Raw genomic sequence first — 22,275 nt, forward strand, 5'->3', positions numbered from 1 at the left:
CAAGAAACGCAAAACTTCAAAACAACCAACCATGAACCAGGAGCAGGAAATAGACGGACGCATCGTTTTTAAATATGACACAGATTGGAAAAACCTTTTAGAATCAGAGCGTTTTAAAAAAGAGTTATGTGACGATATTCTTGAGCCTTATATCCTATCGCAACGCTGGTATGGTGGAAAAGCCAGTGCATTAAAATATATCGAGATCATCGACAGTTTTCCTATTGAAGACGCTTCAGATACGTTTTACGGGATCGTGCTCGAGGTAAACTTTAGAGAAGCCTTTGTGCATAATTACTTTTTACCGATTGCTTTTGTAACCGATAAAAAAATAGTTGATGATAAGTTTATAGCGCATTTAAAACTGAATGGAACCTCTGGGTTTTTGGTTGATGCGTTGCTCTTAGAGTCTTTTAGAAAGCAGATTTTTGAAAAGATACTTGAGGGCGAAAAATACCGCTACAAAGAAATCGCCTACCGAAGAGGGCGTTCTAATCAATCTAAAGGCTATAAAAGCAGCCGCTTGATGGGCGTAGAGCAGAGTAATACTTCGATCATTTATAATGATAAGTATATGCTGAAGATCTTCAGAAGGGTGTATGTTGATGAAAATCCGGATTACGAAATAAGCAAATACCTGACTGCTAAAGCTATTTTCAATAATACACCAAAATACTTAGGAAGCATCACTTTGAAGTTTAGCGATAAAAATGTGATAACCTTAGGCTTAATGCAGGAGTTGGTCCCCAATGAAGGCGATGCCTGGGAATATTTTGTGCACAATCTCAAATTGATCTTTGAAGAACTTTCGCGTCAGCAACCTAAATTAGAAACGCTACGGGCTACCAAATATCTGGAGCAAATCTCAATTACCGATGTGCCTGCTTCGATCTTGGCTTGGTGTCCTATTGAGTTTTTTGAAGATGTTTCGCAGTTAGCATTGCGCACGGCACAGATGCATATCGCATTGGGTCAGGAGCGCATCAATACAGCGTTTACTCCGCAAGCATTCAGTAACGACTATTCTGTATGGTTAAAAAACCGATTGATCTATCAATTTGAAAATAGAATCAATCTTGTCGAAAATAATTTGCATAAGCTTGAAGGCCTTCAGCTTGAATTGGCCAACGAATTGTTAAGCAAGAAAAAGATCATCCGGAAACAACTGCTCGATTTTGACGAAACAATGCTCAAAAGTGAGCGCTTACGCATTCACGGCGATTATCACCTTGGGCAAGTTCTGGTTCAGGATAGAGATTTTTATATCATCGATTTTGAAGGAGAGCCGGAGAGTACCATTCGTGATCGTAAGGTAAAACAACCGCCGATTAAAGATATAGCCGGGATGTTTAGGTCATTCAACTATGCGATCTATGCAACTGTTTTTAATAATTACGAGTCTTACGATTTTGAACTTGAAGAGCTTTTTGAAGTGGCAGACGTACTTTACAGCCACATCATTGGTGTATTTCTCAAAACCTATATCAATGAAGTACAAACTGCCAATTTAAATATTGGCTACATCAAAGAAATTGAATTTTTATTACAATATTGCTTACTAGAGAAAGCTGTATATGAATTGGGTTATGAACTCAATGCGCGTCCGCGATGGGCGATCATTCCATTAAAAGGCATCTCTAACATCCTTAACCAACAACATTATGAGTAACGTATACGTTCACAGCCTATTTTCAGAATTTGATATCGATCTTTTCAAATCAGGAAAACACTTTCGCCTGTATGAAAAGTTAGGTTCGCACCCCATGACTTTAGAAGGAGAGAAGGGGACTTACTTTGCCGTTTGGGCACCGAGTGCCAAATCGGTTTCTGTAGTTGGGGATTTTAATTACTGGTTAGAGGGCGATCACAAACTCAATGTGCGTTGGGATGGCAGTGGGATCTGGGAAGGTTTTATTCCTGGGGTTATGCCGGGCGCCATTTATAAGTATAAAATACAGTCAAGTCATAATGATGTAAAGACTGAAAAAGCCGATCCGTTTGCACGTCGTGCCGAGCATCCGCCCAAGACAGCTTCGGTTGTCTATGCCGCAGATTATAAATGGAAAGACAAAAAATGGATGACGAGTCGGGCAAAATATAATGCACTAGACACGCCATTTTCGGTATATGAGGTGCATTTAGGTTCTTGGCGTAAAACAGGAGAGGAGAACCGAAGCTTGAGTTATACTGAGCTTGCAGACGAACTCGTTGCTTATGTCAAGGAAATGGAGTTTACCCATGTGGAGTTTATGCCCATTATGGAATATCCTTACGATCCGAGTTGGGGGTATCAATTGACCGGATATTTTGCGCCTACTTCACGCTTTGGTTACCCCGAAGAATTTATGCTGCTGGTAGATAAACTGCATCAAGCCGGTATAGGCGTGATCCTCGATTGGGTACCCTCACATTTTCCTGAAGATGCTCACGGCTTGGGTAATTTTGACGGGTCTCATTTATATGAGCATCCCGATCCTCGTAAAGGCTGGCATCCTGACTGGAAATCTTTGATCTTTAATTATGGTCGTAACGAAGTGCGCGCTTTTCTAATAAGTAATGCGCTTTTTTGGCTAGATCAATACCATATTGACGGTTTGCGTGTAGATGCCGTAGCCTCGATGCTTTATCTCGATTACTCTCGCGAAGACGGGGAATGGGAGCCTAATCAATTTGGTGGTCGAGAGAACCTTGATGCGATTGCGTTCCTTGAAGAACTGAATAAAACGGTTTATAAAAACTATCCTGATGTACAAACCATCGCAGAAGAATCTACCAGTTATACCGGTGTTTCTAAGCCGGTGTTTTTAGGTGGATTAGGTTTTGGTATGAAGTGGATGATGGGTTGGATGCACGATACGCTCGAGTATTTTAAGAAGGAGCCGGTATATCGTAAATACCATCAAAACGATATCACCTTTAGTATGACCTATGCGTTTTCAGAAAACTTTATGTTGCCGCTTTCTCACGATGAGGTTGTTTACGGGAAGCGTTCACTTTTTGATCGTATGCCCGGCCCGGAGTGGGAACGTTTTGCGAACCTTAGATTGATGTTTGGATATATGTTCACACATCCCGGGACCAAATTGATCTTTCAAGGTGGGGAATTTGCGCAAAGTGCCGAATGGAATTTTCAAGAAAGTTTAGATTGGCATTTACTACAATATGACTTTCATACGGGAATTCAGGAATGCGTAAAAGACTTGAATAAACTGTATAAGTCGCAACCTGCATTGTATGAGCGTCAATTCCGTCCCGAAGGGTTTGAATGGATCGAATGGTCTGATAGTGAGAACAGTGTATTGAGTTATCTAAGAAAAGGATATGAGGCTGAAAATAGCGTTTTAGTAATCTGCAATTTTACTCCGGTGCCACGGGAGAATTACAAAGTTGGCGTACCCGAAACCTTAACTAAAGCCGGAGCAAAGCTCAAAGAACTCTTCAATAGTAATGAAAAGAAATATGGCGGTAGTGGAGATTTCATTAGTAAAAAAGTGAAGGTTGAAGCAGAAGCGTGGAATGGTCGCGAGCACTCTATCACTTTAGATTTGGCACCACTCGCGGTTATGGTCTTCAGTCTTAAGTAAGTTCTATCGGGCAAGCCTGTTTGCCGACCATGGTCGACCACGAGGCCTTCGTTGGAAACCAACTTTTAGTTTTAAATAAACCTTATAGCCTTAAGCTTTTTGACGGTTCTAATAAAAGTAGCTTGGTGTTAACGTTGTAGTTGATATCTTTTGGATTTGAGCCCTAGATTAACTCAGGAAACCTTTAATTTAGTAGGCCTAACATCCTTACACAGGCTATTATGATTATTAATACTGAGTTAGAACAAAAAGGAAATCAATTTCCAAACGAGATCAAGAGCGTACGGCAAGAAGTCGACACATTATATTTTACCACCCAAAACAACGTAATTTTAGAACTTACCGTTTTACGCGATAGCGTGATACGGTTTAGGTACGGAACCCGAGGAATTCTCGAGGACGATTTTTCATATGCGATAGATCCTGAAAATCACGTAGGCTACAATCATTTAGAGCTTTCTGAAAACAAGAACTTTTATATTGTAACCACGGCTAAACTTATCATCAAGATTGAAAAAATAAGTTTACAATCTAAGATTTTAGACCGGGAAGGAAACTTGATCAATGAAGACGAAATAGGCTTTCATTATGAAGAAAGTTTTACCCTTGGCGGAAACATTGTTAAAATGAGTAAGCGCTCACATCCCGGTGAAGCGTTTTACGGGATGGGCGACAAGCCGGTGCATTTAAATTTACGTGGAAAGCGTGTGACCAATTGGGCTACAGATTCGTATGCCTTTGGTAAAGATACAGACCCTATCTACAAATCGGTTCCCTTCTATATCGGCTTAAAAGAAAAACACGCCTATGGAATCTTTTTTGACAACACCTTCAAATCTAGCTTTGACTTTTGCCATGAGCGTCTCGATGTGACCAGTTTTTGGGCGCCGGGAGGAGAAATGAACTACTACTTTCTCTATGGTCCGGGAATGAGCGAAGTGGTGCAAAACTATACGCATCTTACCGGAAAACCGGAGCTTCCACCATTATGGACATTAGGCTTTCAACAATGTAAATGGAGCTATTATCCGGAAAGCACAGTAAAGGGAATCGCGCAAAAATTTAGAGATCTAAAAATTCCGTGTGATGGGATTTACCTGGATATCGATTATATGGACGGGTTTCGTTGTTTTACCTGGAATAAGGAATACTTTCCCGATCCAAAGCGCATGGTTAAAGAGCTGCTGGATGACGGTTTTAAAACCATTGTGATCATCGATCCGGGGATTAAAATTGATCCTGAATATTGGGTGTATAACGAAGCTTTAGAAAATGATTACTTCTGTAAACGTGCAGATGGCCCAGATATGGTAGGAAAGGTATGGCCGGGCGAATGCGCTTTCCCAGATTATACCAATCCTGAAGTGCGTGAGTGGTGGGCAGACCTGTTTAAAGAATTGGTGCACGACATTGGTGTACGTGGGGTTTGGAATGATATGAACGAACCCGCCGTAATGGAAGTCCCCGGAAAAACGTTTCCTGACGATGTGCGTCACGATTATGATGGACATCCTTGCAGTCATCGCAAAGCACACAATATTTATGGGACACAAATGGCACGTGCGACCTATGAAGGTGTAAAACGCTATGTGTATCCTAAGCGTCCATTGGTGATCACCCGATCAGCATACAGTGGCGCGCAGCGCTATACATCGTCGTGGACCGGAGATAACGTAGCAACTTGGGAGCATCTTTGGATCGCCAATAACCAAGTGCAGCGTATGTGTCTCTCCGGAATGTCTTTTACAGGAACAGACATCGGCGGATTTGCAGAACAACCTACCGGAGAACTGTTCGTCCGCTGGATTCAGCTTGGGGTTTTTCATCCCTTTTGCAGAGTACATTCAAGTGGACATCACGGGGATCAGGAGCCTTGGTCTTTTGATGATGAGGTAACTAACATTACCCGCAAGTTTATAGAAATGCGGTATACCTTGCTTCCGTATTTATATACTGCGTTTTATGAGTATGCAACAGAAGGTATTCCTATGCTAAAACCGCTTGTATATTACGATCAAGACGATGTGCATACCCATTATCGTACCGATGAATTCATCTTCGGAAACCATATTTTAGTTTGTCCTATTTTAGAACCTAATTCTAAAGGACGTCGTATGTATCTGGCGCGTGGTCGCTGGTACGATTACTGGAATAATGAAGTCGTAGAAGGAGGGCGCGAACTTTGGGTAGATGCAGATTTTGACACCATTCCAATTTTTGTTAAAGAAGGAGCGATTATTCCGCGATATCCGGTGCAGCAATACGTTGGCGAGAAGAAAATTGAAGAGCTGAAGCTTGATGTTTATTATGCAGAAGATACCATTGAATCTCGTGTTTATGAAGATGCCCGCGATGGTTATGATTATAAAAAAGGGCGTTACAGCCTAAGAAACTTTAAGCTTACCGGTAAGGCTAAAGATTTAAGCATTCAGCAGTTTAAGACCGGGACTTTTGAAACGGAATATGAAGCTATTAAACTTAACTTAATTGGTCTGCCGTTTAGAATAAAGAAAATCACAGTCGATAATGTGGCATACGACTTGAATAATCTGGATAAGGAGGATAAAATTCTAAAACTTCCGAAGGATTTTTCAGTGGTGCATATGATAGGATAATTTTCACAACTTGTACTAAAGTTTAGCTAATTGTTAAAATACCGATGAGTAGAATTTGTATTTTCAACTCACTAACCTATAATAGATTAAAATGAAATCAAAACAAATACTTGTCGCATTAGCGACCATATTTCTGGTTGTAAGTTGTAAAACCAGTCCGTTTACCGGAAAGAAAACCCTAAATGCCTATAGCAATGAAACCATTTTCCCGATGGCTTTTCAGCAATACAATCAATTTTTAGAAGAAAATACAGTTGTGAGAGGTACTGCCGAAGCTCAAATGGTGCAGCGTGTAGGTAACAATATAGCAAAAGCTGCAGAACGTTATATGACTGCATTGGGTTATCCTAATTATCTGGATGAATATCGTTGGGAATATAATTTGGTACAAGATGAGGCCGTAAATGCTTTTTGTATGCCAGGTGGTAAAATTGTAGTCTACACAGGAATTTTACCGGTGGCACAAAGTGAAACCGGTTTAGCAATGATCTTAGGGCACGAATTGGCGCACGCTTTAGCTAATCACGGGGCACAGCGTATGACAGCTCAGCAAGGTCAACAGATCGTTGGAGCTGCGGGGGGCATCGCGCTAGGAGATTCTAGAGCAGGACAACTTTTTAATCAGTATTATGGTGTGGCAAGTACGGTAGGAGGTATTTTACCTTTTAGCAGAAGTCACGAAAGCCAAGCTGATGAAATAGGAACTATTATCGCCGCTATTGCAGGATATGACCCTTATGAAGCTCCTAAACTTTGGGAGCGTATGAAAGCGCAAGGCGGTTCTGCACCAAGCGAGTTATTGAGTACACACCCTTCACCAGATACACGTATTCAAGCGTTACAACAAATTGCTCCACGTGCAGCAGCTGAAGCAAAGAAATTCGGAGTTACCTCTTTTAAGTAGGATAACGGAAAAATAAAAAGTAAAAGCCGCTTCATTGAAGCGGCTTTCTTATTTTAGACATTTCAATAACAACCTTAGTTTATGGAAGCTTTACCTAAAGGAAGTAAAAAACTTTTGAACGCCTGGGCATTTTACGATTGGGCAAACTCAGTATACAGCCTGGTGATCGCCTCTGCTGTCTTTCCTATTTTTTATGGAGCACTCACGCTTGTAAAAGATGAAGATGGAAAGATATTGGATGACACGGTAAACTTTCTAGGCTTCGATTTTAACAATGATACGCTCATTAGCTATGTGACTGCCGCGGCTTTTTTGGTCGTTTCTTTTTTAAGTCCGTTTTTGAGCGGGATCGCCGATTATGTAGGGAATAAGAAGACTTTTATGAAGTTTTTCTGCTACCTGGGCGCGCTTTCTTGTATAGGTCTCTTTTGGTTTAATATGGACTATCTCTGGTTTGGATTGCTGTGCTACTTTCTCGCTTTGATAGGATTTTGGGCCAGTTTGGTGTTTTATAATTCGTATTTACCGGATATCGCTTTCCCTGATCAACAAGATAAAATTAGTGCAAAAGGTTATTCCTTAGGATACATAGGTAGCGTGATCTTACTCATCGTTTGTCTAGCGATGATCTTAATGTATGATACTTTTGGTTTTGAAGATGAAGGCTTGCCTACGCGATTGTCTTTTGTACTTACCGGATTGTGGTGGATAGGGTTTAGTCAGTATACTTACTATTATTTACCTAAGGGAAACAAGAAGGAAAAATTGACCAAAAATGTACTGTTCAGCGGTTTTAAAGAACTTCGTAAAATATGGAGAAAGCTGAAAGAAGATAAACCGATGCGCACCTATCTGAGTGCATTTTTTGTTTACAGTATGGCGGTTCAAACGATAATGCTTATCGCCACTTATTTTGGGATCGAAGAATTGGATTGGGGAACCACTGACAGCACCACCGGACTTATCGTAAGTATTTTGTTGATTCAGTTGGTAGCGGTTCTTGGTGCCTGGCTTACTTCAAAAGCTTCAGCGAAATTTGGCAATATTCAAACCTTGATCGTGATCAATTGCATCTGGATCGCGATTTGTATTTATGCCTATACGATCACCACTCCGTTTCAGTTTTATTTTACCGCTGCTTTTGTTGGTCTCGTAATGGGCGGGATTCAGTCGTTGTCGCGTTCTACGTATTCAAAATTGATTCCGGAAGGGGAGAAGGATACCGCTTCGTATTTCAGCTTTTACGATGTTTCAGAAAAAATAGGAATTGTGATCGGGATGTCTACTTATGGATTTATCGCTGACCAATACAACATACGTAATGCGATTTTGTTCTTTATTGTATTCTTTATCGTAGGAGTAATTCTATTGTTTTTTGTTCCGCGGAAGCGTATTGTGGAACAGGCAGAATAAGAAAATGGCTACCCTTTTGAGACAGCCATTTTCCAGATTTGATTGATGAACATATGCTTAATTGCTCACACTTCCTGAGCCTACTACTTTAGAATCTACTTTATCAGGTTTTCCGGAATACACGATATCTCCAGAGCCTGCTACTGTAGCTTTTAATGTTCCTCCTTTACAGTATACACTGATATCTCCAGAGCCTGCAATGCTGGCCTCTACATCAATACTTTCTAGATTAGAAGCGTGTACGTCACCGCTTCCTGCGACTTTTAAACTTGATTTTTGAGTGCTTCCGCTAAGAGAAAGATCACCGCTTCCTGCAACAGCTGCGGTTATATCCTGAGCGTTAACTTCAAGAACCATATCGCCGCTACCAGAAACCGAACATTTAAAATCCTGAGCATTGATCACATCTTTTGTAGTAACATCTCCACTTCCTGCAAGACTCACCTTTTCAAGATCGGTAAAGGGAACGGTTATGATGATGTCTTTGTTACGGCTTGTTCTTAAGCTTACACCATCTTCAATATAGATTTTGAGTTTGTCTCCCTTGACTTCGGTGATGATATACTCCTGAAGGTTTTCTTCAGCTTCTACGGTGATTTTTCCTTCTGCTCCGGCGACAAGAATGACATCAAAAGAGCCTGCAACACCTACTTCGTCATAGTCGCTTACATTACGCGTATCGGTTACGGTATTACCATTTCCGCTTACTTTTTTACTGCCCCACCATTGTGCATTGACAGATGTTGAAAGCAACGCGATACTTAAGATTAAAACTAGTTTTTTCATTTTTTGATTGATTAGTGATTAATTGACTTTATAAAAACTTACACCTCCATATTCTGAGTTGATGCTTAAGTTGTTTTTTGCTGAAGAACTTCCGTAGTAGCCTTCGTAATACTTATCTGAAGATTCGATCTGGCGTTTTGTGATCTCAAAATCATCTTCCCCGTTGAGTCCGGCATAATCCAGCTTAATGATAAAGTTGAAGTTATAAGCAGCGTTGTAACCTACTTTGACTCCTGCATATTCTGTATTGATACGCACATTACCGGCATTTGCAGTGAGCTCATCAATACGTAGTGAACCATAATCCATACTTAAATCCAGGTTTCCATTTATTTTACCCAATTTGACACTTAGGTAATCTGAGTTTCCTTGTAGATTGTTTACTTCGTCGAGCGTTACCGCACCATAATCACAAGAATATTGCAGGTTTTTAATGCTTCCGAAGTTTGACTTGGTATAATCTGCGTTGAGCACAATATTTTCTCCTTTTTCTAATGTAAAGGCACTGTAGTCTGCGCGTATCTTTCCGCTTTTCATATAAGCGATATTGGAGTTGTTTGTGTAATCAAAACTCAATTGGTTGTTGTCTGCAAGCAATTCGCCCAGGTCCAGATGTCCATAATCGCAGGATATTTTAGCCTGTCCCTTGATCTTGTCGATTGAAATTCCGCCGTAATCATTGCTGAGATCAACTTTGTTGGTTACCGGCACTTTGATCTTGTAATTGATCTCCATATTTACATTATTCCCTCCAGAAGTCCAGCTGCTCCACCACGAACTACTTGTACTTTCAATTTCTGTGCGTGCAGAAACCATATCTGTAGAAGCTTCAAATTCTACTTCGATCTGATTAAGTTTTTTGATCACTTTGTCTTCATCATTACCGTTGGTTTTGATATGAACCTCGATAACTACTTGGTTTTGATCCCAAGAAATGACATCAACATTGCCGTAGCTGTTATTGATTTTAAGCAAGGCGTTGGCATTCACATTATATTGCTTATTGATCTTCTTTTCTTTGGTATATCTGCCCTTAAAGCGGTCAGGATCGCTGCCGTTTGCAAAAGTTACCGCGCTGGTAACTAGAAAAAGAAAGAGATATTTATAGTAATTGGTCTTCATATACGTCGTTTTTAATTTTTTTGATTGATTCAATTTCTTCTAAAACAGTATTCAATAGATCTATGCGTGCCTGAAAATTGGAAATCATCGCGTAGATCACCCGTTTGTCTTCACCGCTGGTGGCGAGGTCTTCGGTAAGTTGTTTGTAATCCTTTTCTAGAATTTCAAGCTGAACAAGAGCATCTTCTACCAGTTTTTGAGTTTCTGGAGTTCGGGCCTCGTTAATGTTATACAATTCTTCCTCAATTGCTTTTGTGAAGAAATCCTGAGTCTTTGCCATTTCTGGGGAAACGGCTGCTAATTCAGCACCGCCTTTTGCGGGCTTAATGGTAGCGTATCCTGCAAAGACCACTAATAAAATAGCTGCAGCAGAAGCCAAAGGTTTCCACCAGTCTAGCTTTTTGACAGGCTTTTCTTCTGTTTGATTTTCTTTGAGTTTGTTTAAGAAGCGCAGCTCGTGACCATCGTCCGGTTGGGCAATGTCAAAACAGTCGCGCTGTTCTTCAAACCAGTTTTCTAGATTCGTTTTCATAATTATTCGGTGATTAACTCACTCAATTTTTTTCTTAAACTTTCTTTTGCGCGGGAAACCGTTGTCCTGCAATTGGCATAACTTATTCCCAGAATGTCACTCATTTCTTCATAATCGTAACCTTCGATCAGATTTAGTGTAAGCGCCATTCTATAGTTTTCTTTGAGATGATTCATCGTTTGTAAAACGCGTTGCACCTCGAGCTGGTTAGTGTCACATTCGGTAATGCCTTGATCTTCTTCCAGCTTGTAAAGCGTATCATCGAGATCGTCTTCTTTGAGTCGGGCACGTTTGTTATAACTGCTGATGCTGTTATTGACAACGATACGTTTTAACCAACTCCCAAAAGTCGCTTCGCCGCTGTACGATTCAAGCTTTGTAAAAGCACTTAAAAACGATTCTTGCATGACATCTTCGGCTTCGGCGCTATCTTTTACAATACGTAGCGAAGTATTGTACATAGCTTTGTAATACCTTTTATAAACCGTAAGCTGTGCTTGCTGATTTCCGTTTTTACATTGCTCTAAAAGCAGATCAATATGATGGTTAGTAGTATTCAATAGGTTAATGCTTCAGTATAAAGATACGTTGGGAAGTGGTTTGTTACAGTTTGAAGTAATTTTTTTCCACCTACTTTAAAAACTAAGGTGGCATAAGAATTGAATTATACACTATAAGAAAGATATAAAACAGCTTAAAAGCCCATCATTAAAGGGTTTAAATCAAATAAAAAAGATCACATTGTTTTCTATGTGAATGAATTTATGACAATGTGGCGTTAAAAAATATGGCAAGAACAAAATTTACAAATCTTGACAATCTGTCACTGCAGGACTTTGAAGGTGATGCTGAGTTAATTCCGCTAATGACTCCTGAAGATGAAGATGAGATTAACAGAGAAGAATTACCCGAAACCTTACCTATACTTCCTTTAAGAAATACCGTGTTATTTCCCGGTGTTGTGATTCCTATCACCGCGGGTCGCGATATGTCTATCGACTTGATCAACGAGGCGAATAAAGGTTCAAAAATTATAGGTGTTGTTTCTCAAAAGGATGGTGAGGTAGAAAATCCTTCGGCAGACGATATCAATACCACAGGTGTGGTGGCGCGTATTTTACGTGTTTTAAAAATGCCTGACGGAAATGTAACTGTAATCATTCAAGGGAAGAAGCGTTTCAATATTGCTGAAGTGATTACCGAAAAACCCTATTTGGTTGCCACGGTACGCGAGGTTTCAGAAACCAGACCAGAGAAGGATTCGGCAGAGTTTAAAGCGATCATTGATTCTATTAAAGAACAGGCGCTACAGATCATCAAGCAATCGCCCAACATTCCTAGTGAAGCCGGTTTTGCGATCAAAAATATCGAGAGCGAGTCGTTCCTGATCAATTTTGTGAGTTCTAATATGAACTTAACAGTTGAGGAAAAACAAGGTTTATTAGAGATCAATGATCTTCAAGAACGTGCTTTGCAGACGTTGCGCTACATGAATACCGAAATGCAAAAACTGGAGCTGAAAAATGATATTCAGAGCCGGGTGCATAACGATATGAGTCAGCAGCAACGTGAATATTTCTTGCATCAGCAAATGAAAACCATTCAAGAAGAATTGGGTGGTGTTTCTCAAGAAGATGAGATCGAAGAAATGCGTGAGCGTGCCAAAAAGAAGAAGTGGGATGAGAAGGTTGGCAAGCAATTCAAAAAGGAATTGGCTAAGATGCAACGTATGAATCCGCAGGTTGCAGAGTACAGCATTCAACGTAATTACCTGGATCTGTTTCTTGACCTTCCTTGGAATAAATTCAGCAAAGATAAATTTGATTTAAAGCGTGCTAAGAAAATTCTTGACCGCGATCATTACGGATTAGATGATGTTAAGAAGCGAATTATTGAATATCTCGCAGTATTAAAACTGCGTAACGATATGAAGTCTCCTATTTTATGTCTTTACGGACCTCCGGGAGTTGGTAAAACTTCTTTAGGGAAATCGGTTGCCGAAGCGCTAGGACGCGAATATGTACGTATGAGTTTGGGTGGTTTACGTGACGAAGCAGAAATCCGTGGACACCGTAAAACCTACATCGGAGCGATGCCGGGTAGAATTCTTCAGAATTTGAAAAAGGCAGGAACCAGCAATCCGGTATTTGTTTTAGATGAGATCGATAAGTTGAGCAATAGCAATCAGGGAGATCCTTCTTCGGCTTTGCTTGAAGTATTAGATCCTGAACAAAATGCAGAGTTTCACGATAATTTCTTAGAACTTGGGTTTGATCTTTCTAAAGTGATGTTTATCGCTACGGCAAACAATCTAGGAGGCATTCAGCCGGCGTTGCGTGATCGTATGGAGATCATTAACGTTACCGGTTATACCATCGAAGAGAAAGTAGAAATTGGGAAACGTCACCTACTTCCGAAGCAATTGAAAGAACATGGCGTTACTGCAGATCAATTGAAGATCGCAAAGCCTCAGTTAGAAAAAATTGTTGAAGGTTATACGCGAGAATCCGGTGTGCGTGGTTTAGAAAAACAAATCGCAAAAATGGTGCGTTACGCGGCCAAAAATATTGCGATGGAAGAGGAATACAAAGTCAAAGTTGATAACGATACCGTTGTTGAGGTATTAGGTTCACCTAAATTAGAACGTAATAAATATGAAAACAATGATGTCGCAGGTGTCGTAACCGGATTGGCCTGGACGCAAGTAGGCGGTGATATTCTCTTTATAGAATCTATACTTTCTAAAGGAAAAGGCAACCTTAGCGTTACCGGAAATCTGGGTAAAGTGATGAAAGAGAGTGCGACCTTAGCAATGGAATATATTAAATCAAATGCCGAGCGTCTTGAGCTGGATCCAACAGTGTTTGAAAAGTACAATGTGCATATTCACGTACCTGAAGGAGCAACGCCTAAAGATGGACCAAGTGCCGGGATCACCATGTTAACTTCTTTGGTTTCTTTGTTTACCCAGCGTAAGGTGAAGAAAAGTATTGCGATGACCGGTGAGATCACATTACGTGGTAAAGTGCTTCCGGTAGGCGGAATTAAAGAAAAGATTCTTGCAGCCAAACGTGCACACATCAAAGAGATCATTATGTGTGCAGAAAATGAGCGCGATATTAAAGAGATCAACGAGGATTATCTAAAAGGACTTACGTTTCATTATGTAAATGATATGAGCGAAGTGCTCGATATTGCACTTACCAATCAAAAGGTAAAGCACGCAAAAGCTCTTTAATAGATTTTAAACTATAAATTGAAACCCACTTCAAAAACGGAGTGGGTTTTTTAATGGGTAAGAAATAAAGTATACTTGTAAGCGTTTTGCGTTTAGGGTTTTTGGTGATTTGATATGGTAAAAAAGCTACTTTTAATTTTAGCCTTGTTTACAAGCTTCAATTTTTGGGCACAGTTGGGCGGTCGCGCTACCTATCAGTTTTTAAATTTGGTTTCTTCACCAAAACAAGCCGCTTTAGGCGGTAAATTACTCACCGATTATAGTTACGATCCCACGAGTGGATTGTTCAATCCGGCGACGATAAATCCGGAGATGCATAATCAACTTTCGCTGAATTATGTCAATTATCTGGCCGATGTAAATTATGGGACCGTAGGTTATGCTTATGAATACGATCGCCGAAGCGGTGTTTTTCACGCAGGAGTAACCTATGTGAATTATGGAACTTTTGAAGGCTATGATGAGCGCGGTAATGCAACAGCAGACTTTAGTGGGGGAGAAGTGGCGTTTTCTACAGGTTATGCTTTTAATATTCCGCGAACAGATTTTTTTGTCGGAGCCAATGTTAAATTGATTTCTTCAAAATTGGAGCAGTACACTTCGTTGGGTGGCGCGTTAGATCTGGGATTTATCTATGTGAATGACGAACTGGAACTGAATATCGCCGGAGTGGTGCGCAATATCGGGACGCAGTTTACGGCTTATGATGTGACGTATGAGCGATTACCGCTGGAAATTGATCTGGGCATTTCTCAAAAGTTAGAACACGTTCCGCTTCGGTGGCATTTCACCTTAGAAAATCTACAGAATTGGAATCTGGCATTTGCAAATCCGGCGCGGGCAACTTCAGATTTAAATGGAACTACTACACCAGAAAATGTCAATTTCTTTGATGAAGCACTCCGCCATATGATTTTTGCAGCAGAGTTATTTCCCGATAAAGGCTTCAATATTCGTTTAGGGTATAGTGTGCGCAGAGCGGAAGAATTACGCATTGTAGACCAGCGTAGTTTTGCAGGTCTAAGTGCCGGTTTCTCTGTGAAGTTTAATAAATTGCGCTTGAGTTACAGCTACGCGCGTTATAACAGTGCTGCAAGCTCGGGATTTTTTGGTTTAAATGTAGATTTAAACTGATGGTTCCAAAACCATTAACCTTCAACTTGAATCATTTGAAAAAAATCACCATCGCCATAGACGGCTTTTCTTCTACAGGAAAAAGTACCGTTGCAAAAATGCTGGCCAAAGAACTCGAGTATGTTTATGTAGATACCGGAGCAATGTATCGTGCCGTAACGCTTTATGCAATGCGGAAGCTTTTTATAAAAGATGGGCATTTTGATAAAGAAGGATTGATTAGACATTTGTTTATGGTTTCGGTGAAGTTTCAGATGAATGCAGAAACCGGGATCGCAGATGTATATTTAAATGGTGAAAATGTAGAGCGAGAGATCAGAACCTTAGAAGTTTCCAACTTTGTGAGTCAGATCGCTGCGATTCCTGAAGTGCGCAAACTCATGGTGCAGAAGCAACACGAGATGGGCAAAGAAAAAGGTATTGTGATGGATGGTCGCGACATTGGGACTGTGGTATTTCCCGATGCAGAATTGAAAGTGTTTATGACTGCATCTGCAGATGAGCGTGCCCGCCGTCGTTATGAAGAGCTCAAAGCCAAGGGCGATGAGGTAAGCTATGAGGCGGTTTTAGAGAATGTTCAGAAGCGTGATGAATTAGATACTTCTCGTGAAGATTCTCCACTTGTGCAGGCAGAAGATGCCATTCTGCTAGATAACACGCATACCAATATTGAAGATCAGTTTCATATTCTTTTACAACTTGCAAAAGACCGTATCTACGGTAGATGCTAATCTTTTGAAACCCCTCAATTTTTAATGAAAGCTACCCAACTCGATCGTGGGCTACTCTACTTGATGGCTGCAGGAGCAGGTCTTGTTGTAGCCAATAATTACTACAATCAGCCGCTTCTTAATTTAATGGCCAAAACTTTTTCGGTCACCGAAGCGCAAGTGAGTAATATTCCGTTGGCGACACAATTGGGTTATGCTTTTGGATTGCTTTTTATCATTCCGTTAGGGGATAAGTTTTCAAGAAGGAACATCATTTTAATAGACTTTGTGGCGATAATTAGTTCGTTATTGGTAACCGCTATAGCGCCTTCACTGTTTATATTAACCGTTTCTAGCTTTTGCGTAGGCTTTTCATCTGTAGTGCCGCAATTGTTTGTGCCGATGGCTGCCCAACTCGCTACCGAAGAAAATCGAGGTAAAGCCATTGGGATTGTGATGAGCGGTTTGCTTATCGGGATTTTAGGAAGCCGTTTTCTTAGCGGAATGGTTGGAGAATATTTTGGCTGGCGTTTTATGTATTATGTAGCCGCTGTGATAATGCTTGTTTATGCGGCCTTAATTTATTTCAAACTGCCTGACGTGGCTACCAATTTTAAAGGAACCTATGCGCAGTTGATGCAGTCGCTTCTACAACTCGTAAAAACAAAGCCCGAAGTACGAATTGCTGCGCTACGAGGAGCTTTGGGGTTTGCAGGATTTAGCGCATTCTGGACGACGCTGGTGTTTCTTATGGAAACCAATTTTGGCTACGGAAGTGGCGCTGCGGGACTTTTTGGGGTTTTAGGGATGATCGGAGCGCTGGGCGCAACACTATCAGGAAAACTGAATGATAAATACAATTCTAAAAAACTCATCTATCTCTTTACAGGCATCTTAGTGCTCTCGTGGATTGTTTTTCAGTTTAGCGGAACTTCTATACTCGGTTTAGTCATTGGCGTTTTGGCTGTTGATTTTGGACTGCAATGCCTGCACGTGACCAATCAGAACATTATTTTTAAACAGAATCCTGAAGCGCGCAATCGCGTAAATACCATTTATATGGTCATTTATTTTATAGGTGGAGCACTTGGTACTGTTTCTGGAGCTTATGCCTGGCAGCATTATCAATGGGCGGGTGTTGCGACTTTGGGATTGGGTTATTCCATCTTGATCATCATACTTCAGTTATTATTTCAGTGGAAGCATAAACGCTAAATCCTGCCTTTTGACTTTATTTGAAGATTCATATGCTAAATTCCCCATAAGATGTGCTTAAGGCTTTACTAAAACCACTTGGTTGACCAAGGCTACTCATTAACTTTAAAATAAAAATTGCTCGGCTGCTTGATAGTAAGCAATGCCGAAAACTATTTAAAAGAAGAATTATGAGTACAGATGTTTTAGAGAAGCTCACTGCGACAGAGCAAGCTTCAAGTAGTGATACGATTCAAACTATAAATCCGTCAACAGGACAGCCGCTCAACAGTTACAAAATGATGACTGATCAAGAAGCCAGTGAAGCTGTTAAAGCAACACATCAAGCTTTTTTGACGTGGAAGACTTTTTCATTAGAAAAGCGTGCAGAATTTATTAATAAAATAGGTGAAAGCTTAAGCAAGCACAAAGACCAACTGGTAAAATTGATGACCCAGGAAATGGGGAAACTTACCAGTCAGGGAGAACAAGAGGTCGATTTATGTGTAGGAATTTGTGAATACACTGCGAAAAATGGACCCGAAGTATTGAAGGATGAAGAACGCACCTTGCCCGATGGCGGTAAAGGACTTATTACAAATGCGCCTATTGGAGTCATCTACGGAATTCAACCTTGGAATTTTCCAACCTATCAGGTAATTCGTTATGCGATTGCCAACTTGATGGCAGGAAACGGCGTGTTATTAAAGCACGCTGAAAACGTAACCGGTTCAGCGTTATTAATTGATAAGATCATACGGGAGGCCGGCCTACCTGAAAACATTTTTACTGTGCTAAGAATTTCGCACGAACAATCTGATGCGATCATTGAAAATGATTTAGTGCGCGGAGTTACCTTGACGGGTAGCGGAGCAGCGGGTAAAGTTGTTGGCGAAAAAGCCGGAAAAGCTTTAAAGAAAACAGTTTTAGAACTTGGATCTAACGATGCGTATTTAGTTCTAGACGACGCTGATGTAGATACTGCGGTAGAATGGAGTATTAAAGGACGAATTTATAACAACGGGGAGACTTGTGTTGCTGCTAAACGTTTTGTGGTAACTGAAAAAGTCTACGACGAATTCAAAGAAAAGTTCGTTGCCGGAATGAAAGAAATTAAATTCGGTGATCCTGCGGATGATACTGTAGACATAGGACCGATGGCACGTAAAGACTTACGTGAGAAGTTGCACAATCAATTAAAAGAAAGTGTCGCCAATGGCGCTGAAATTTTATGTGGAGGTGAGTTGCCAGAGGGTGACGGTTACTTTTATCCTGCAACGGTGTTAGGAAATGTAAAACCCGGTCAACCTGCATATGATGATGAGTTGTTCGGTCCTGTTGCATCTTTAATCAAAGCAAAAGATAATCAAGATGCTATGCGTATCGCAAATGACAGCCGTTTTGGATTAGGTGGCGGAATCTTCTCTAAAGATGAAGCAGCAGCATTCGAATTGGCTAAAAATCACTTCGATACCGGTATGGTGTTCATCAACAGTTTTGGTGTTGCTCAGCCTAATATGCCTTTTGGTGGCGTAAAAGCTTCAGGATATGGTAGAGAGCACGGAGGCTTTGGAGTCAAAGAATTTGTTAATGAAAAGGCAATTATGAGACTCAACAGCTAGGTGAAGAGATTAATTTAAATAAAAATCCCCGTTCAGTGATGAACGGGGATTTTCTTTTTAGTTACCAATTGGTGGTGGTCCGTCAGGGATCATCGCTTTATAAACGTCGTCACCTTTTCGTTCTTTAAATTCAGTTTTTACTTCTTCAACAAGTTTTGCATCGTCAAAAAGGTCAAACATCGTCATCGACATAGCTTTTGAAGCCATTACCATTCCTTTGTGGCCTATAGACATTCCGCCGCAGGCGACAACCGCCCAAGAATGCCAAGGCGTATCTTTAGGCGCAACGGTTACTCCAAGATTAATATTAGGCACATTCCAGCTCACATCACCAACATCTGTAGAGCCGCCGCCGGGATTCTCTCTGGTTTCTTCAAAAGGATAGATCTTGCTGTCCATTCCTACCTGAGGTTTACCGGTTATCTCTTGAATCTTCTTACCAAAAGCGATTTCTTCTTCCGTATATTCTAATGGTCCTAAAAGTTCTAGATTCTCTTGCATTACAGCTCCGCCGGTTCTGTTTACCAAAGTTTCACGTATACCGGAAACAAGCGAATATTTGTAATCTACATTTGCCATAATCGCAGCACCTTCTGCCATTTTCTTTACCTGTTCAAAAACCGGAAGCATTCCTTTGGTATCGGTATTGCGCACGCGTACCCAAAGTTTGCTATAATCAGGCACCACGTTAACTACTTGACCACCGTCTTGAATATGATAATGAATGCGAACCGTAGGTTTTATATGTTCACGGTAATAATTGATTCCGGTGGTATACAACTCTAATGCATCAGAAGCACTGCGCCCATTCCACGGATCTGCCGCAGCATGCGCCGCTTGTCCATTAAACTCAACGATAAAGTCAACCATAGCCAGCGAACTTTGCACATCTGCTTTGGTATCTGCAGAAGGGTGCCAGCTAACATTAACATCTACATCATCCCAAACCCCTGCTTCGAGCATCCATAGTTTTCCAAAGAACTTTTCTTCAGCAGGAGTACCTATGAATTTTACAGTACCTTTAATTTCACCTGCTTCGATCATTTCTTTAACAGCAATGGCTGCGCCCAGACTTGCGGTCCCAAAGAGATTATGACCGCAACCGTGACCTGCAGCACCTGCTTCAAGAGGTTCTTTTGTAGGTTGAGCCTTTTGAGAAATTCCCGGGAGGGCATCAAACTCACCCAGAACACTTATTACGGGTTTTCCTTCTCCATAGGTCGCAATAAATGCGGTAGGAATATTAGCAACGCCACGTTCTACGGTAAAACCGTTTGCCTCGGCATAATCGGCAAGTAGTTTTGAAGATTCGGTTTCCTGAAAAGCGATTTCGGCATTTGCCCAGATTTTGTCGCTAATTGAAATCAGGTCCTCTTTGTGATTTTCAACAGAAGCAATAAGCTGCTTTTTGTCTTTGGGGATTTTTTGCCCGAAGGCAACTATTCCTGCCAAAAGGAATAGCAATGTAATTTTTGTATTCATACATAAAACATTTTAGTTAGTGCTTTTAAAGTTAGTAAAATCAGACCTAGTCTGTGGCAACACAAGAATTTATGCTGAATTCTAAAATATCGATCTATAAATGGGAGAATCTCTAAAATTGAGATTTGATTTTGACAATGTTCTAAATTTCTTGTTGAAGTTCAATTTCTTGCAGCAACATTATATTTTAACTGATATTTTTATATAACTTACTGTAATTGTGAAAATTGAGTTTGCTATGAGAGCTTTTATTGTTTACTTCTTGATGTTTTTAGGAATTTCATATGGTTTGTTTGCACAAACCAAACAAGAGGTTAGTGGTTATGTTACCAGTTTTGGTACGCCGGTGGTCCATGCAAAAGTGGCTGTCGTGGGTACCGATTTAATGACCGCAACAGATAGTAAGGGTTATTATACTATTGAGGTCACACCAAGACAAGAATTGCAATTTTCTTATGTTGGGCTTCAAACTGTAACGATCATAATAGAAGATGTGACAAAAACGCTCAATGTAAAAATGCTGCCCGAGGTTAATGATCTTGATGAGGTGACGGTTAAAGAAAAGGTCAAAAAAATAGAGGCTTTTTCAGATGAGTTAGGAGAAGACGGCAAACCTATTTGGATGCCCACTTCAATGGGACCAATTTTTACTCAAAATGGTTCAACGAGCTATGTTAAAGGGAAAGATTTAAATCTTGCTGCCCGTGACTTGACTATTGCACTTGGTGGTAGAGTCATGCTAAGAAAGAGTGCTACAATTTCGCTTCCTGAAGTAATGTTATGGGATGTTGATGGAAATCAATTTTATCCTACAAATTATGATATTCGTGATGTTTTACCTCAGGTTTCTGAAGTCTATGATGTTATGGTGCTTCGGTCTTTGTCATTGACCAATCGTTATGGCTCAAGAGCGAGAAACGGAGTTGTCGTGGTGCGTACTAAAGGAGCTTATTTTGCACAGCGTAAGGAAAAAGTCAACAAGACCTACGGAAATCAACAGGTTTATTCAGATGACGCTATTGCAATGGAAAGTCTAATCACAGTAACTCCTGATTATCTAAAAGAATTAGAAAATTCAAATACTCCGGAGGAAGCTTTTACTATTTATAAGGAAGCGTTGGTCACTAATGCACGGGACGTAGCATTTTATGCAGATGTTGCTCAGTACTTTTATGATAAAAATGCTATCGATAAAGCACATTCGGTTTTAAGCGAAATGGAAACCGCTTTTGTAACCAATGCCGAAGCATTGAAAGTACTGGCATATACTTATGAAGCAAACGCTGATCGTGAAAAAGCGCTTTCGGTTTATAAGAAGATATTCAGACTGCGACCGCAATACGCGCAATCGTATCGGGATTTAGGCAATTCGTTTGCTGTTGCTGAAAATTATCAGAAAGCCTGGTTGATGCATATGGGCTATATGAATACCACAGATAGTTTGAGCGGCACAGGAATAGACGCGATTGTTTACCGGGAGATGGAAGCTTTGTATTTTCAGCATAAAGACAAGATCGATGCAGATGCTAAGTTCTCCCTCCCTGAAAATAAAAGCGAACTCGCATACGACGTTCGATTAGTTTTTGAATGGAACACCTCTGAAGCCGAATTTGAGCTCGAGTTTGTGAATCCGCAAAATCAACCTTATGTAGTGAGTCACACTTTAGAGCAAAACCCTGAACGCATAAGAGACGAAAAGCTTAAAGGCTATACCTCAGAAGAATTTTTGATCGATGATCTAGGTTCTGGTGACTGGCTGGTAAATCTCAAATATTTTGGGAATAAGCAGTTTCAGCCTACGTTTTTGAAAGTGACAACCTATTACAACTGGCAACAGCCTACTCAAAAACACGAGGTTGAGGTATTTAAATTAACCCGACAAAACATAAAAATGCAACTGCTCAAATTGAATAACAGGGGTTTGAGAATATAGTCTAAT

General features: G+C 40.5%; 16 protein-coding genes. 11 read left to right on the forward strand and 5 right to left on the reverse strand.

What is annotated here, in order from left to right:
* Nucleotides 1-31: 31 nt before the first annotated feature.
* The 5 genes from MED217_RS07160 (at nt 32) to MED217_RS07180 (ending at nt 8,516) form a co-directional block, all read left to right on the forward strand.
* Nucleotides 32-1,669 (forward strand): phosphotransferase, encoded by a 1,638-nt coding sequence (locus MED217_RS07160; RefSeq protein WP_009779825.1) that lies wholly within the window; start codon nt 32-34, stop codon nt 1,667-1,669.
* On the forward strand, nt 1,662-3,584 hold the full coding sequence (gene glgB, locus MED217_RS07165; RefSeq protein ID WP_009779826.1) for a 1,4-alpha-glucan branching protein GlgB: 1,923 nt from the start codon (nt 1,662-1,664) through the stop codon (nt 3,582-3,584). The genes MED217_RS07160 and glgB overlap by 8 nt, the downstream gene beginning before the upstream one ends.
* Nucleotides 3,585-3,805: 221 nt before the next feature.
* Nucleotides 3,806-6,199: a glycoside hydrolase family 31 protein gene (locus MED217_RS07170; RefSeq protein WP_009779827.1), complete on the forward strand. Its 2,394-nt coding sequence runs from the start codon at nt 3,806-3,808 to the stop codon at nt 6,197-6,199.
* 91 nt (nt 6,200-6,290) lie between these two features.
* Nucleotides 6,291-7,103, forward strand: coding sequence for a M48 family metallopeptidase (locus tag MED217_RS07175; RefSeq protein WP_009779828.1), 813 nt, complete (start codon nt 6,291-6,293; stop codon nt 7,101-7,103).
* An 81-nt stretch (nt 7,104-7,184) separates the two neighbouring features.
* On the forward strand, nt 7,185-8,516 hold the full coding sequence (locus tag MED217_RS07180) for an MFS transporter (protein WP_009779829.1): 1,332 nt from the start codon (nt 7,185-7,187) through the stop codon (nt 8,514-8,516).
* Nucleotides 8,517-8,573: 57 nt separating this feature from the next.
* On the opposite strand, the gene MED217_RS07185 is transcribed toward MED217_RS07180, so the two are convergent.
* From MED217_RS07185 to MED217_RS07200, 4 genes are read right to left on the reverse strand one after another with little or no spacing between them, the layout of a single operon-like run.
* Nucleotides 8,574-9,302: a head GIN domain-containing protein gene (locus tag MED217_RS07185; RefSeq protein ID WP_009779830.1), complete on the reverse strand. Its 729-nt coding sequence runs from the start codon at nt 9,300-9,302 to the stop codon at nt 8,574-8,576.
* Between the two features lie 18 nt (nt 9,303-9,320).
* Nucleotides 9,321-10,424, reverse strand: a complete 1,104-nt coding sequence (locus tag MED217_RS07190; protein WP_009779831.1) for a hypothetical protein — start codon at nt 10,422-10,424, stop codon at nt 9,321-9,323.
* Nucleotides 10,405-10,956, reverse strand: coding sequence for a hypothetical protein (locus tag MED217_RS07195; protein ID WP_009779832.1), 552 nt, complete (start codon nt 10,954-10,956; stop codon nt 10,405-10,407). Before MED217_RS07195 ends, MED217_RS07190 begins: the two co-directional genes overlap by 20 nt.
* A 2-nt stretch (nt 10,957-10,958) precedes the next feature.
* A complete protein-coding gene (locus tag MED217_RS07200) occupies nt 10,959-11,516 on the reverse strand; it encodes an RNA polymerase sigma factor (RefSeq protein ID WP_009779833.1) in 558 nt (185 codons plus the stop codon).
* Nucleotides 11,517-11,743: 227 nt separating this feature from the next.
* On the opposite strand from MED217_RS07200, the gene lon reads away from it, so the two are divergent.
* From lon to MED217_RS07225, 5 genes are all read left to right on the forward strand, one after another.
* Nucleotides 11,744-14,194 carry an endopeptidase La gene (gene lon / locus MED217_RS07205; RefSeq protein ID WP_009779834.1) on the forward strand — a complete coding sequence of 817 codons (2,451 nt, stop codon included), beginning with the start codon at nt 11,744-11,746 and terminating at the stop codon, nt 14,192-14,194.
* 114 nt (nt 14,195-14,308) lie between these two features.
* Nucleotides 14,309-15,328 (forward strand): type IX secretion system protein PorQ, encoded by a 1,020-nt coding sequence (gene porQ, locus MED217_RS07210; protein WP_009779835.1) that lies wholly within the window; start codon nt 14,309-14,311, stop codon nt 15,326-15,328.
* Between the two features lie 35 nt (nt 15,329-15,363).
* Entirely contained in the window at nt 15,364-16,059 is a 696-nt protein-coding gene (gene cmk / locus MED217_RS07215) for a (d)CMP kinase (protein ID WP_040533331.1), read from the forward strand.
* Between the two features lie 24 nt (nt 16,060-16,083).
* Nucleotides 16,084-17,253 (forward strand): MFS transporter, encoded by a 1,170-nt coding sequence (locus tag MED217_RS07220; RefSeq protein ID WP_009779837.1) that lies wholly within the window; start codon nt 16,084-16,086, stop codon nt 17,251-17,253.
* A 170-nt stretch (nt 17,254-17,423) separates the two neighbouring features.
* The gene (locus MED217_RS07225) at nt 17,424-18,854 is read left to right on the forward strand and encodes an NAD-dependent succinate-semialdehyde dehydrogenase (protein WP_009779838.1); all 1,431 of its coding nucleotides are present in this window, start codon (nt 17,424-17,426) and stop codon (nt 18,852-18,854) included.
* 57 nt (nt 18,855-18,911) lie between these two features.
* On the opposite strand, the gene MED217_RS07230 is transcribed toward MED217_RS07225, so the two are convergent.
* Nucleotides 18,912-20,336, reverse strand: a complete 1,425-nt coding sequence (locus tag MED217_RS07230) for an amidohydrolase (protein ID WP_009779839.1) — start codon at nt 20,334-20,336, stop codon at nt 18,912-18,914.
* Between the two features lie 238 nt (nt 20,337-20,574).
* On the opposite strand from MED217_RS07230, the gene MED217_RS07235 reads away from it, so the two are divergent.
* Complete coding sequence (locus MED217_RS07235; protein ID WP_009779840.1) at nt 20,575-22,269, forward strand: carboxypeptidase-like regulatory domain-containing protein; 1,695 nt, start codon at nt 20,575-20,577, stop codon at nt 22,267-22,269.
* Nucleotides 22,270-22,275 lie beyond the last annotated feature (6 nt).

It is taken from the genome of Leeuwenhoekiella blandensis MED217 (assembly GCF_000152985.1).
Classification (GTDB): Bacteria; Bacteroidota; Bacteroidia; order Flavobacteriales; family Flavobacteriaceae; genus Leeuwenhoekiella; species Leeuwenhoekiella blandensis.

Coding starts and splice junctions, on each gene's coding strand:
- MED217_RS07225 (WP_009779838.1), top strand. CDS start 17,424: ATGAGTACAGATGTTTTAGAGAAGCTCACTGCGACAGAGCAAGCTTCA.
- MED217_RS07160 (WP_009779825.1), top strand. CDS start 32: ATGAACCAGGAGCAGGAAATAGACGGACGCATCGTTTTTAAATATGAC.
- porQ (WP_009779835.1), top strand. CDS start 14,309: ATGGTAAAAAAGCTACTTTTAATTTTAGCCTTGTTTACAAGCTTCAAT.
- MED217_RS07220 (WP_009779837.1), top strand. CDS start 16,084: ATGAAAGCTACCCAACTCGATCGTGGGCTACTCTACTTGATGGCTGCA.
- MED217_RS07195 (WP_009779832.1), bottom strand. CDS start 10,956: ATGAAAACGAATCTAGAAAACTGGTTTGAAGAACAGCGCGACTGTTTT.
- MED217_RS07190 (WP_009779831.1), bottom strand. CDS start 10,424: ATGAAGACCAATTACTATAAATATCTCTTTCTTTTTCTAGTTACCAGC.
- MED217_RS07230 (WP_009779839.1), bottom strand. CDS start 20,336: ATGAATACAAAAATTACATTGCTATTCCTTTTGGCAGGAATAGTTGCC.
- MED217_RS07235 (WP_009779840.1), top strand. CDS start 20,575: ATGAGAGCTTTTATTGTTTACTTCTTGATGTTTTTAGGAATTTCATAT.
- MED217_RS07185 (WP_009779830.1), bottom strand. CDS start 9,302: ATGAAAAAACTAGTTTTAATCTTAAGTATCGCGTTGCTTTCAACATCT.
- lon (WP_009779834.1), top strand. CDS start 11,744: ATGGCAAGAACAAAATTTACAAATCTTGACAATCTGTCACTGCAGGAC.
- MED217_RS07180 (WP_009779829.1), top strand. CDS start 7,185: ATGGAAGCTTTACCTAAAGGAAGTAAAAAACTTTTGAACGCCTGGGCA.
- MED217_RS07175 (WP_009779828.1), top strand. CDS start 6,291: ATGAAATCAAAACAAATACTTGTCGCATTAGCGACCATATTTCTGGTT.
- glgB (WP_009779826.1), top strand. CDS start 1,662: ATGAGTAACGTATACGTTCACAGCCTATTTTCAGAATTTGATATCGAT.
- MED217_RS07170 (WP_009779827.1), top strand. CDS start 3,806: ATGATTATTAATACTGAGTTAGAACAAAAAGGAAATCAATTTCCAAAC.